The sequence below is a fragment of the Streptomyces sp. NBC_00433 genome, from assembly GCA_036015235.1.
In the GTDB taxonomy this organism is placed as follows: domain Bacteria; phylum Actinomycetota; class Actinomycetes; order Streptomycetales; family Streptomycetaceae; genus Actinacidiphila.
Map to the genome: position 1 here is coordinate 6,602,187 of CP107926.1, position 12,738 is coordinate 6,614,924.

Below are 12,738 nucleotides of genomic sequence, written 5' to 3' on the forward strand. Positions count from 1 at the left end.
CGTGTGCGTACCGGACGGCTCACGTGCGTTCGGCACTGCGTAGTCCTCAGCGTAGTAACGACCATCAACGCTCTGTCACATGAACAGTGAAATCTCCACCCAGACCGCGCCGAGCGGACACTGCCCGCGCCCGCCGCCGACGTCTCCACCGGGGCGCGGTAAGCCACGCCCCGGTGGGTCGCGCCCCGCCGCGTCGGGCGCCTTCTTGTAAGGACCCAAGAAAAAACGGGGAAAGTGCCCATCCCACCAGACCTCCGCCCGCACTCACCCGAACGGGTGACGGGTGATCAGATCAGCGGTTCGGGTGAGGTACGGTCGGCGCTACAACAGCACACGAAAATGGCCCCCGGCAGGACGGCAATCCTGGTCGAGGGCCTGACCACATAGGAAGCGATACCTTCCCGATGGCTGACTCGCAGTCTAACGCGGCCCTGCCCGCGCCGCCCCTCCCCGAGGGTGCGCCACCCGCCGGAGTGATCCACGTACGGCACCGGCACGCCGACCGCTTCACGGTCGTCGGAAACCACCTCGCGCAGCACCCCCACCTGTCGGCGGTGGCGATCGGGCTGGCCGTGTACATCCAGTCGCTTCCTGACGGGGCGCCGGTGAGCGTGAAGGCACTGGCAGCGCACTTCCCCGAGGGAGAGGTGACGGTCCGCCGCGCGATGAACGAACTCCAGGCGGCCGGTTACCTGGAGCGGCGGCGGGTGCCGCTGGGCGGCGGGCGGTTCGCGACGCGGGCGTTCGCGTACGACCGGCCCCGGAATGCGGGCCCGACGTCGGGCCCGGGCCGCCGCGACGGACGCGGCTCCCGCCCCGCGCCAGGACCGGGCTCCGGCCCGGCGGCGCGAGGCCTTCGCGGCGGCCTTGCGCACGGCGGGCGCGGGCTCGTCGGGCCGTCCCGGGCGCCTCGTACGCACCGGGCCGCGCCCGTCACCGTACGGGCGGCGGCCCCGGCACAGTCCGGTCCCGCCGCGGACGTCCTCTCCCGGCTGCGGCTGGCCGACCCCCGCTTGCTGCTGTCGGCCCGCGACATCGCCCACCTGGCGCCGAGCGTGGACGACTGGCTCGCCCGCGCGGTGGCCCCGGCGCAGATCACCCGGGCGCTCACCACGGGCCTGCCGCCGCTACCGGAGCCGATCCACCACCCGGCCCGCTTCCTCGAACACCGCCTCACTGCCCTGCTCCCGCCTCCGCTGCCCCCCGAGACCGCCCGCCCGGCGCCCCTGCGCACCTGCGACGGCTGCGACCGTGCCATCCGCACCCACGACCCCGCTGCCCGCTGCATCGACTGCCGCCCGCCGGAGCCCGCCTGACATCGGGGGCGGACTCAGCAGCTGAGTGGGGCCGGGTCTAGGCGCCCTCGCCCAGGACCGTCCTGATCAGTTCGCGCTGCGCCGGGGTCAGGTCGCCGTCCACGCAGTGGACCGTGCCGGCGTCCACGGTGATCGTGTACGAGTAGCCGTCCGGATACGGGTCGCGGTTCGCGCCGGAGGGGGCCAGGGCGTCGAGGGCCAGGGCGTGGAGGTGGCCCGCGTCGGGGTGGTCGGCGGTGTTCAGGGCGGCGTGCCTGGTCAGGCCCGCGAAGCCGCCGGAGCGGGTCACCTCGATACGCATCGGGCTGCTCACACCTCCTGGGGCTGGCCCGGCTGCTGGCGGGGGAGTCCCGCAGCGGGCGCCGGGGTGACGCCGACCTCGGTCCAGGCGGCGCGCACCGCCCGGCTCTGGACATCCTCACCGTAGCGGGCCACGGCCGCCGCGACGGTCGCCGCGGCGAAGTCCGCGAACCGCGCCTGCGCCGACAGGGTGCCGCCGGTGAGGGTGTCGTACCAGACCTGCCCGGCCTGCTCCCAGGCGTGGCCGCCGAGCGCGGCGGCGGTGAGGTAGAAGGCCCGGTTGGGGATGCCGGAATTGAGGTGGACCCCGCCGTTGTCCTGCGTCGTGGTGACGTAGCCGGACATGGAGGCGGGCTGCGGGTCCTTGCCGAGCTGCGGGTCGTCGTAGGCCGTGCCAGGCTCCTTCATCGAGCGCAGCGCCTTGCCGTTGACGCCGGGGGCGAGCAGGCCCGCGCCGATCAGCCAGTCGGCCTGGTCGGCGGTCTGGCCGAGCGCGTACTGCTTGATCAGGCTGCCGAAGACGTCGGAGACCGACTCGTTGAGCGCCCCCGACTGGCCCTGGTAGTCGAGGTTGGCGCTGTATTGGGTGACGCCGTGCGTCAGCTCGTGGCCGATGACGTCCAGCGGGATGGTGAAGTCCAGGAAGATCCGGCCGTCGCCGTCCCCGAAGACCATCTGCTCGCCGTTCCAGAAGGCGTTGTTGTAGCCCTTGAGGTAGTGCACGGACGCCTTCAGCGGCAGGCCCGCGTCGTCGATCGAGTGCCGCTTGTAGGCCTTCAGGTACGTCTCGAAGGTCGCGCCGAGCGCGTCGTAGGCGCGGTTGACGCCGGCGTCGGCGGACGGCCCCGCGCCCTCGGCCCGCACCTTGTGGCCCGGCAGCGCGTCGTGGTGGCGGGCGTCGTAGACCGTGCGCACCGGGTGCTCGGCGACGACGGTGCCCGCGGTGGCCGCGACAGGGCCGAGCAGGGCGTTCATCTGGCGGCGGCTGCGCTCGCGCGCGTCGTGCTCCAGGGTGTGGCGGGCTGCGGCGGACACTGCCGCGTCGTCCGTCCTGGCCAGCCGGTCCAGGACGTGCGGCGGCACGATCGTGCAGAAGACGGGGGTCGAGGCAAGGGAGTCCATGTGCGCAATGTGGCACGGTGAGTACGGTGTGTCACCAAGTCGGGGGCGAAGTTGACGAGAAGGAGCGAAGGATGGGGATTTCGGTGGACAGAACCGACCATCTTGAATGCTGAGAGGACCTACGCACCGGCTACGTGATTCCGCCCGGCCTCGGCTATGGTCGACGCATCATGCGTTTCGGGCTGCTTCTCCTTAGCTGCCGCGGCGAGGGCCTGTAGTCGTAGGCCGACCCCCTCCCCGCGGAGTTCGGCGTTTCCAGCCGTCGGCCGTTCCCCGAACGGACCCCGAGGAGCCAGAGCCCCCATGACCAGCCCCAACAGCGTCGGCCGTGCCACGCCCATCACCGCCGCGACCGTCGCCCAGCGCGCGACCGCGATGCCGATCCACAAGTACGGCCGGTACGAGCAGGTGGACATCGCCGACCGCACCTGGCCCGACGCGCGCGTCACCAAGGCGCCGCGCTGGCTGTCCACCGACCTGCGGGACGGCAACCAGGCGCTGATCGACCCGATGTCGCCGGCCCGCAAGCGGGAGATGTTCGACCTGCTGGTGCGGATGGGCTACAAGGAGATCGAGGTCGGCTTCCCGGCCTCCGGCCAGACCGACTTCGACTTCGTGCGCTCCATCATCGAGCAGGACGCGATCCCGCAGGACGTGACGATCTCCGTTCTGACGCAGGCCCGCGAGGAGCTGATCGAGCGCACCGTCGAGGCGCTGCGCGGCGCCCCCCGGGCCACCGTGCACCTCTACAACGCCACCGCGCCGGTCTTCCGCCGGGTGGTCTTCCGCGGCACCCGCGACGAGGTCAGGCAGATCGCGGTGGACGGCACCCGGCTGGTCATGGAGTACGCCGACAAGCTGCTGGGCGACGAGACGGTCTTCGGCTACCAGTACAGCCCGGAGATCTTCACCGACACCGAGCTGGACTTCGCCCTGGAGGTCTGCGAGGGCGTCATGGACGTCTGGCAGCCCGAGGAGGGCCGCGAGATCATCCTCAACCTGCCCGCGACCGTCGAGCGCTCCACCCCGTCCACGCACGCCGACCGCTTCGAGTGGATGTCGCGCAACCTGTCGCGGCGCGCGTACGTATGCCTGTCGGTCCACCCGCACAACGACCGCGGCACCGCGGTGGCCGCCGCCGAGCTGGCGCTGATGGCCGGCGCCGACCGCATCGAGGGCTGCCTGTTCGGGCAGGGCGAGCGCACCGGCAACGTGGACCTGGTCACGCTGGGCATGAACCTGTTCAGCCAGGGCGTCGACCCGCAGATCGACTTCTCGCAGATCGACGAGATCCGCCGCACCGCCGAATACTGCAACCAGATGGAGGTCCACCCGCGCCACCCCTACGCGGGCGACCTCGTCTACACCTCCTTCTCCGGCTCCCACCAGGACGCCATCAAGAAGGGCTTCGAGGCGATGGAGGCCACGGCGGCCGCCGCCGGGAAGACCGTGGACGACATCGAGTGGGCGGTCCCCTACCTGCCCATCGACCCCAAGGACGTCGGCCGCTCCTACGAGGCCGTGATCCGGGTCAACTCGCAGTCCGGCAAGGGCGGTGTCGCCTACGTGCTGAAGAACGGGCACAAGCTGGACCTGCCGCGGCGGATGCAGATCGAGTTCTCGAAGATCATCCAGACCAAGACCGACGCCGAGGGCGGCGAGGTCACCCCGGCGCAGATCTGGTCGGTCTTCCAGGACGAGTACCTGCCCACCCCGGACAACCCGTGGGGCCGCATCGCGCTGCGATCGGCGCAGGCGTCGACATCGAGCGACGGCACCGACGCCCTGACAGTGGAGGCCGTCGTGGACGGTGTGCCGACGGTGCTCAGCGGCAGCGGCAACGGCCCGATCTCGGCCTTCTTCGACGCGCTGGCGAAGATCGGCGTGGACGCCAGGCTGCTGGACTACAGCGAGCACACCATGAGCGAGGGAGCGTCCGCGCAGGCCGCCTCCTACATCGAGTGCGCCATCGGCGGCCGGGTCCTGTGGGGCATCGGCATCGACCCCAACACCACCCGCGCCGCCCTCCAGGCGGTCGTCTCCGCGGTCAACCGCGCGGACCGCTGAGCGGGCAAAACGGTACGAATCTCCCCACGCGTACGGGGGTGGCGGTGAATTCCCCCCGTACGCGGTACTGACTGCACCTCGCTGATGTGGCTAACATCACGGCGTACGGCACCGTTGCCGGGGCGTCTTCGCGCGCGTACGGGCCGATGCGGGTACGTACCGGGACGAAGACGGCCGGAGGGTGCAGCGTGACGAAGCTGGGGCTGTGTATCTGGGGTGTGCGAACGTCCTGGCACACCGAGGACGACGGTGAGTTCTTCTGCCCCGACTGCGGCGGCGACCGCAGCTACCACCGCAGAACGGGCACCCGCAAGCTCACCGTGCTCAATGTGCCGCTGCTCAGCCGCGGCACCGCCGGCTCGGTGATCGAGTGCGCCGCCTGCCACCGCCAGTACGGCTCGCAGGTGCTGCTCTGCCCCACCACCACCCGCTTCTCCGCGATGCTGCGCGACGCCGTCCACACCATCGCGCTCGCCGTGCTCACCGCGGGCGGCTCCGCCGGCCGCCCGGCCCGCGAGGCGGCCGTCGGCGCGGTCCGCTCGGCCGGCTTCAGCGACTGCACAGAGGACCAGCTGCTCGGCCTGCTCGCCGCGATCGTCGCCGACGAGGGCCGCTACACGGCCTCCCAGGAACTGGGCCACCACTCCTTCGCGGACTGCGTGGACGGCTGCGGCAGCTGGCTGTCGATCGAGCTGCACGAGGCGCTGGAGCCGCTCGCCGACCACCTCGCCCAGCAGGGCCGCGAGCGGGTGCTGCTCCAGGGCGCCCACATCGCGCTGGCCGACGGCCCCTACCTGCCGGCCGAGCGCGAGGTCCTCGAAGCGGTGGGCCGCTGCCTGTCGCTGCACACCGACGACATCGACCGGCTGCTCGCCGCCGCGGCGGCCACCGCGAGCTGACCGGGAGTCAAGGGCCGGGGGCGGCCTGAGCGCCGTCCGGCCGCTGTCCGGCCAGTGACGCTACGGGGACGGCCGGTGGGCCGGGACCCGCCGCGGGCGGGCGGGCACTCCGAACGGATACTCCACGGGGAGTAACGGGCGCCCTCGGCAGTCCCACGGAGTAGCGCCGGTTCGATCGTGAGCCCGACGACTCGCGGCCCCCGCGACGGGACGCTGGTGGAGTGACACCAGCGAATCCCGAGGGGAACCCACGATGAGGGCCACCGGCACCACCGCGGACACCGCCGCGAGCACGCGCACGAGCGCGGACACCGCACGACGCAGGCTGCCCTGGGCGATGATCGGCCTGTGGATAGTGGTCCTCGCCGTCTCCGGGGTCTTCGCGGGCAAGCTCAACGGGGTCAAGCACGACGACGCCGTCGACTACCTGCCGGCCAGCGCCCAGTCCACCCAGGTCGCCAAGATCCAGAAGGACATGTCGGGCGGCAGCTCCACCGACCTGGTGCTCGTCTACGACCGGGCCGGCGGCCTGACCGCCGCCGACCGCGCCGCCGCCGACCGGCAGACCGCGGCCCTGGAGAAGGCCTACCCGGTGGTGGGCGCCGCGCCCGCCGCGGTCGCCTCGAAGGACGGCCGCACCCTGATCGTGCCGGTCTCCCTCGCCGAGAGCGCGGGCAAGCCGCAGGACGTCGTCAAGGCCGTCCGCGACCGGCTCGCCGCCGACCGCCCCGCCGGGCTGACGATCGACGTCGGCGGCCAGGGCGCCGCACAGGGCGACGCCAAGGAGGTCTTCGCCAGCATCGACGGCACCCTGCTGATGTCCACCGCGGGCGTCGTCGCGCTGCTGCTGATCCTCACCTACCGCAGCCCCTTCCTGTGGCTGGTGCCGCTGGGCGTCGTCGGCGTCGCCGCGGGCACCGCGATGGCCCTGGTCTACGGCATGGTGGAGGCCTTCGGGCTGACCGTGTCCGACATGAGCTCCTCGGTGATGACCGTGCTGATCTTCGGCGCGGGCACGGACTACGCGCTGCTGCTGATCTCCCGCTACCGCGACGAGCTGCGCCGCGTCCCCGAGCCCTACGAGGCGATGCGCGCCGCCCTGCGCGGCGTCGGCCCCGCCGTGCTCACCTCCGCCGCCACCGTCGTCGCCGGGCTGCTCTGCCTGCTCGCCGCCGACCTCAACAGCAGCCGGGGCCTCGGCCCGGTCGGCGCGGTCGGCATCGTCTGCTCGCTCGCCGCCATGACGACACTGCTGCCCGCCGTGCTCGTCCTGCTCGGGCGCCGGGTCTTCTGGCCGCTGATCCCCGCCCACGGCAGCGAGTCCCGCGCGGGCCGCGGCGTCTACCACCGGCTCGGCACCTTCGTGGTGCGCCGGCCCGTCGCCGTGCTCGCCGCCTCCGCCGTCGCCGTCGGCGCGCTCGCCCTGGGCATCGGCAACCTCCCCGGCGCCCTGCACCAGGACGACACCTTCACCAGCGCGCCCGAGTCGGTCACCGCCGACCACATCCTGCACCGCGCCTTCCCCGAGCGCAGCACCCAGGCGATCACCGTGGTCGTGCCGACCGGCCGCGCGGCCGCCGCGAAGGCCGCCGTCAGCGCCACCACCGGGGTCGCGGGCGCCGACACCGGGCGGTCCGGCGGCGGCTGGACCGAAATCTCCGCCTACCCGGCCGCCGGGCCCGACACCGCGGGGGAGAAGGACACGATCAAGAGGCTGCGGATCACCACCGCCGCCGACCACGGCCTCGTCGGCGGAGCCGGCGCCCAGCGGATGGACACCGCGAGCACCTCCTCGCGGGACAGCGCCCTGGTCATCCCGCTGGTCCTGGCCGCCGTCTTCCTGCTGCTGGCCGCCCTGCTGCGCAGCCTCGTCGCCCCGCTGCTGCTCACCGCGGCCATGGTCGGCGTCTGGGGCGCCGCCCTCGGCATCGGCGGGCTCATCTTCGGCCCCGTCCTCGGCTTCCACGGCGTCGACCCCGGGCTGCCGCTGCTCAGCTTCGTCTTCCTGGTCGCCCTCGGCGTCGACTACGGCATCTTCCTGATGCACCGCATGCGCGAGGAGTCCCGGGCCGGCGCCGGTCCGCGGCGCGCGACGGTGGCCGCGCTGGAGTCCACCGGCGGCGTCATCGCCTCCGCCGGCATCGTCCTCGCCGCCACCTTCACGGTCCTCGCGTCCCTCCCCCTGGTGATGATGGTCGAGATGGGCCTCGTCATCGCCCTCGGCGTCCTCCTCGACACCTTCGTCGTCCGCACCTTCCTCGTGCCCGCCGCCACGGCCCTGCTGGGCCACCGCGTCTGGTGGCCCGGCAGGCCGGCCGCCGGGGCCGGCGTGGCGGGAGCCGCGGCTCCCGCCCGCGAGTCCACCCCGGTGGGCGCCGCATAGGGGCGCGGCGAACCGCGCGCGACCACCCGGCGGCCGGTGGCCCGGATGCGGCAGCGACAGCCCCCTGCGGACGGCGGCGAGATGCACTCCGCAGGCGGACCGGCCGCTCCGTTCGCCCCCAGGGCCGCCCGGTGGCGCCCCCGGCAGCAGGGGGGCCGCACGACGCCCGCGCCCCGGGGGAGGGTCACCTCGCCAGGGGAATGCGGGCGGAACCGCCCTACCGTGCAGGACATCGCGGAAGATGGAGCCGTGCGTAGACGCCCCCCGCCCGGCCGCGCAGCGGCAGACACCGAGACCCCGCGGGTCTCGTACACAGACGTGGCCCTCGCGGCAGCGGTCTTCCTGGTCCAGGCGACCCTGGCGCTCGCGCTGCCCGAGGCGGCGCGAAGCCACCGCCCCGACGCCCTCGGCTGGATATGGCTGGCGACCAGCGCCGCCGTGCTGACCTGGCGGCGCCGCGCGCCGATGTGGTGCCTGCTCGGCATGGTCGTGGTGGTGGCGCCCTACCACTACATGGAGAACATCCAGGAAGCCCCGCTGCTGTCCGCGATGGTCGCGTTGTATTCGGTGGCGGTCGCGGGGCCGCCGGCCAGGACCTTCCTGGTGGTGCCGACCGTGGTGGGCACGATGGCCACCGTGATGTCGGCGATGGGCAAGCCCACCGCGGGCGCCCAGATGCTGCAGGGCGCCGGGTGGATAGTGGCGGTCGCGGTGGCCGGCGAGGTCGTGCGGATGCACCGCAACTACATCGCCGCGATCATGGAGCGCGCCGAGCGGGCCGAGCGCACCCGGGAGGAGGAGGCGGCGCGGCGGGTCGCCGAGGAGCGGCTGCGGATCGCCCGCGACCTGCACGACCTGCTGGCGCACAGCATCACCCTGATCGGGGTGCAGACCTCGGTGGCCGCGCACATCCTGCTCGCGGACCCGGAAAGGCTGGACCGGACCGCGGTGGCGGGGGCGTTGGACAACATCGCGGAGACCTGCCGGGAGGCGCGCTCGGAGCTGCGCACCACGCTGCGGGTGCTGCGGGCCGACAGCAACGGCCCGCTGCCCGACCTGGCGGGCATCCCCTCGCTGGCCAAGGCCGCCGAGGCGGCCGGGGCCAAGGTCACGTTGGCCCTGGACCCGGAGCGCGAACCGGTGCCGCCCGCGGTGGGCGCGGCGGCCTACCGGATCATCCAGGAGTCGCTGACCAACGCGGTGCGGCACGCGGGCGGCCCCGACCCGAAGGTGCGGGTTGCGGTCAGGCACCGGGACGCCGCACTGCACGTGTGCGTCGAGGACGACGGGCCGGCCCCCGTGCGGCCGCCCGACGCGGACCGGCCGGAGGGCTTCGGGATCGTCGGGATGCGGGAGCGGGCCAGAAGCGTCGGCGGGACGTTCGCCGCGGGCCCGCGGACCGACGGCACGACGGGCTTCTCGGTCACCGCGGTCCTGCCCTGCGCCGCCGACCGGCAGGACCGGGCCGACCGGACCGAACGACCCGAACGACCCGACCGGCACGAGCGGCCGGAAAGGGCCCACCGCCCTGTCGCAGTGCTCAGCGCCGACCACCAGGGGGACCCCAGATGACCACACCCGAGCCGATCCGGGTGCTGCTCGCCGACGACCAGACGCTCGTACGTGCCGCCTTCGCGATGCTGATCGAGTCGGCTCGCGACATGGAGGTGGTCGGCCAGGCGGGCAACGGCCTGGAGGCGGTCGAGCGGGCCCGCAGCTCCCGGGCCGACGTCATCGTCATGGACATCCGCATGCCGGAGATGGACGGTATCGAGGCCACCCGGCGGATCGCCGCGGACGACGACCTCGCCGGGGTGCGGATCCTGGTGCTGACCACCTATGACGACGACGAGCACGTGGTGGCGGCACTGCGCGCGGGCGCGTCCGGCTTCATGGTCAAGGACACCAGGCCTGCGGAGCTGCTGGACGCGATCCGTACGGTCGCGGCCGGCGACTCGCTGCTGTCGCCCGGTCCGACCGCCCGGCTGATCGCCCGGGTGCTGCGGCTGCCCGACCGCCCGCCGTTCAGCACCTCCCCCGGCGGGGGCCGGCTGGCCTGCCTGTCGGACCGGGAGCGGGAGGTGCTGACCCTGGTCGCCCGCGGGCTGAACAACGCGGAGGCGGGCGAGGCACTGGGCCTGAGCCCGCTTACCGCCAAGACCCATGTGAGCCGGATCATGGGCAAGATCGGCGCCCGCGACCGGGCCCAACTGGTCATCGCCGCCTACGAGTCCGGCCTGGTGGCACCCGGCACCGAGCGCTGAGCCGGGAAAGGGCTCGGAAAGGGCCAGAGGCGGACCCGGCAGCGGGCGGGGACCGGCCCGCGGGGGCGCCGGCGTAGGCGAGAATGGCCCGCATGAGTCTGTTCCGCGACGACGGCATCGTGCTGCGCACCCAGAAGCTGGGTGAGGCGGACCGGATCATCACCCTGCTCACCCGGCGGCACGGCAGGGTCCGCGCGGTGGCCAGGGGGGTGCGGCGGACGAAGTCGAAGTTCGGCGCCCGCCTCGAACCCTTCACGCATGTCGACGTGCAGTTCTTCGTCCGGGGCGGCGAGCTGGTCGGCCGCGGGCTGCCGCTGTGCACCCAGAGCGAGACGATCGCGCCCTACGGCAGTGCGATCGTCGCCGACTACGACCGCTACACCGCGGGCACCGCGATGCTGGAGACCGCCGAGCGCTTCACCGACCACGAGGGCGAGCCGGCGGTGCAGCAGTATCTGCTGCTGGTCGGTGCCCTGCGCACGCTCGCCGCCGGCGACCACGACCCGCGGCTGGTCCTCGACGCCTTCCTGCTGCGTTCGCTGGCCGTCAACGGCTACGCGCCCAGCTTCGACGACTGTGCGAAATGCGGTATGACCGGGCCGAACCGGTTCTTCTCGGTCGGTGCGGGAGGAGTCGTATGCGGCGAGTGCCGTGTACCGGGAAGCGTCGTACCCTCGCGGGAGGCACTGGAACTCCTCGGGGCGCTGCTCGGCGGCGACTGGGAGACCGCCGACGCCTGCGAGTCGCGGCACTGCCGCGAGGGCAGCGGGCTGGTCGCGGCCTACCTCCAGTGGCACCTGGAGCGCGGCCTGCGCTCACTGCGGTTCGTCGAGAAGCAGATCGAGAAGCACGTCGAGATGTAGGAGAAGTACGACCATGGCACGTCGCGGGATTCTGGGCCGGAACCGGACCTCGTACCGTACGCCCGACCCGCACCCCTCGGGCGCGCAGCCGCCCAAGCTGCCCGCGGAGCTGGTGCCCAAGCACGTCGCTGTGATCATGGACGGCAACGGCCGCTGGGCCAAGGAGCGCGGGCTGCCCCGCACCGAAGGCCACAAGGTGGGTGAGGGCGTCGTCCTCGACGTGCTCAAGGGCTGCCTGGAGATCGGCGTCAAGAACCTGTCGCTCTACGCCTTCTCCACCGAGAACTGGCGGCGCTCGCCCGACGAGGTGCGCTTCCTGATGAACTTCAACCGGGACGTCATCGGCCGGCGCCGGGACGAGATGGACGAGCTGGGCATCCGCATCCGCTGGGTCGGGCGGATGCCGAAGATGTGGAAGTCGGTGGTCCAGGAGCTCCAGGTCGCCCAGGAGCAGACCGTCGACAACGACGCGATGACGTTGTACTTCTGCCTGAACTACGGTGGGCGGGCGGAGATCGCGGACGCCGCGAAGGCGCTGGCGCGGGATGTCGCCGAGGGGCGGCTGGACCCGTCGAAGGTCAACGAGAAGACCTTCGCCAAGTACCTGTACTACCCGGACATGCCGGACGTCGACCTCTTCCTGCGGCCCAGCGGCGAGCAGCGCACCTCCAACTACCTGCCCTGGCAGAGCAGCTACGCCGAACTGGTCTTCCAGGACGTCCTGTGGCCCGACTTCGACCGCCGCGACCTGTGGCGTGCCTGCCACGAATTCGCCAGCCGCGACCGCCGCTTCGGCGGCGCCCTCCCGAACGAGGACGCCGCCTCCTGACCCCGGGCGCGCCCCGGCCGCGTCCCCTATGCGCCGGGCGGCGCCACCCAGGGGCGCGGGGCTGTGCCTGATGTGCGGCTGGCGCCGCGCGGGCGCTGCCGCGTCGGTGGGTGCCCACCCAGGGGCGCGGGGAACTGCGCGCTCAGCCACTCACCGACCGGTGGTCCGGCACGGAAGGAACAGCCCCTTGCGGACGGTGGCGACGTGCAGCCCGTCGACGGCTGGTCGCGCAGTTCCCCGCGCCCCTGAAAACGCTCGCCCGGGAGGACTAAGCCCGCGCGGCAGCGCAGTCGGCACAGGTGCCGAAGATCTCCACGGTGTGGGCGACGTCCACGAAGCCGTGGTCCGCGGCGACGGCCTCGGCCCAGCGTTCGACGGCGGGGCCCTCGACCTCGACGGCCTTGCCGCAGGCGCGGCAGACGAGGTGGTGGTGGTGGCCGTCGCCGGAGCAGCGGCGGTAGACGGACTCGCCCTCGCCGGTGCGGAGCACGTCGATCTCGCCGGCGTCGGCGAGGGACTGCAGGGTGCGGTAGACGGTGGTCAGGCCGACCGAGTCACCCCGGTGCTTGAGGATGTCGTGCAGATCCTGGGCACTGCGGAATTCGTCGACCTCTTCCAGGGCCGCCGCGACGGCGGCCCGCTGGCGGGTGGCCCGGCCCGCGACCGCAGGTGCGGACGGCACGGAGTGCTTCATC

Annotated in this window: 11 protein-coding genes; 8 read left to right on the forward strand and 3 right to left on the reverse strand. The window is 72.9% G+C overall.

Annotated features, from left to right (window positions below; genetic code table 11):
- Positions 1–404 precede the first annotated feature (404 nt).
- Positions 405–1,316, forward strand: coding sequence for a GntR family transcriptional regulator (locus tag OG900_28135; protein ID WUH93598.1), 912 nt, complete (start codon positions 405–407; stop codon positions 1,314–1,316).
- Between the two features lie 37 nt (positions 1,317–1,353).
- Here OG900_28135 and OG900_28140 read toward each other — a convergent pair whose 3' ends face one another.
- A complete protein-coding gene (locus OG900_28140) occupies positions 1,354–1,617 on the reverse strand; it encodes a hypothetical protein (protein ID WUH95960.1) in 264 nt (87 codons plus the stop codon).
- A gap of 8 nt (positions 1,618–1,625) precedes the next feature.
- Positions 1,626–2,738: a M4 family metallopeptidase gene (locus OG900_28145; GenBank protein ID WUH93599.1), complete on the reverse strand. Its 1,113-nt coding sequence runs from the start codon at positions 2,736–2,738 to the stop codon at positions 1,626–1,628.
- A 303-nt stretch (positions 2,739–3,041) separates the two neighbouring features.
- On the opposite strand from OG900_28145, the gene leuA reads away from it, so the two are divergent.
- From leuA to OG900_28180, 7 genes are all read left to right on the forward strand, one after another.
- Positions 3,042–4,805, forward strand: coding sequence for a 2-isopropylmalate synthase (gene leuA, locus OG900_28150; GenBank protein WUH93600.1), 1,764 nt, complete (start codon positions 3,042–3,044; stop codon positions 4,803–4,805).
- A gap of 188 nt (positions 4,806–4,993) precedes the next feature.
- A complete protein-coding gene (locus OG900_28155; protein WUH93601.1) occupies positions 4,994–5,704 on the forward strand; it encodes a TerB family tellurite resistance protein in 711 nt (236 codons plus the stop codon).
- A gap of 337 nt (positions 5,705–6,041) precedes the next feature.
- Positions 6,042–8,087 (forward strand): MMPL family transporter, encoded by a 2,046-nt coding sequence (locus OG900_28160; GenBank protein WUH95961.1) that lies wholly within the window; start codon positions 6,042–6,044, stop codon positions 8,085–8,087.
- A 342-nt stretch (positions 8,088–8,429) separates the two neighbouring features.
- Positions 8,430–9,659, forward strand: coding sequence for a histidine kinase (locus tag OG900_28165; protein WUH95962.1), 1,230 nt, complete (start codon positions 8,430–8,432; stop codon positions 9,657–9,659).
- On the forward strand, positions 9,656–10,351 hold the full coding sequence (locus tag OG900_28170; GenBank protein WUH93602.1) for a response regulator transcription factor: 696 nt from the start codon (positions 9,656–9,658) through the stop codon (positions 10,349–10,351). Before OG900_28165 ends, OG900_28170 begins: the two co-directional genes overlap by 4 nt.
- Positions 10,352–10,443: 92 nt before the next feature.
- Positions 10,444–11,214 carry a DNA repair protein RecO gene (gene recO, locus OG900_28175; GenBank protein ID WUH93603.1) on the forward strand — a complete coding sequence of 257 codons (771 nt, stop codon included), beginning with the start codon at positions 10,444–10,446 and terminating at the stop codon, positions 11,212–11,214.
- Positions 11,215–11,227: 13 nt separating this feature from the next.
- Entirely contained in the window at positions 11,228–12,043 is an 816-nt protein-coding gene (locus OG900_28180) for an isoprenyl transferase (protein ID WUH93604.1), read from the forward strand.
- 268 nt (positions 12,044–12,311) lie between these two features.
- Here OG900_28180 and OG900_28185 read toward each other — a convergent pair whose 3' ends face one another.
- Positions 12,312–12,737, reverse strand: a complete 426-nt coding sequence (locus OG900_28185) for a transcriptional repressor (GenBank protein ID WUH95963.1) — start codon at positions 12,735–12,737, stop codon at positions 12,312–12,314.
- Between the last annotated feature and the right edge of the window lies 1 nt (position 12,738).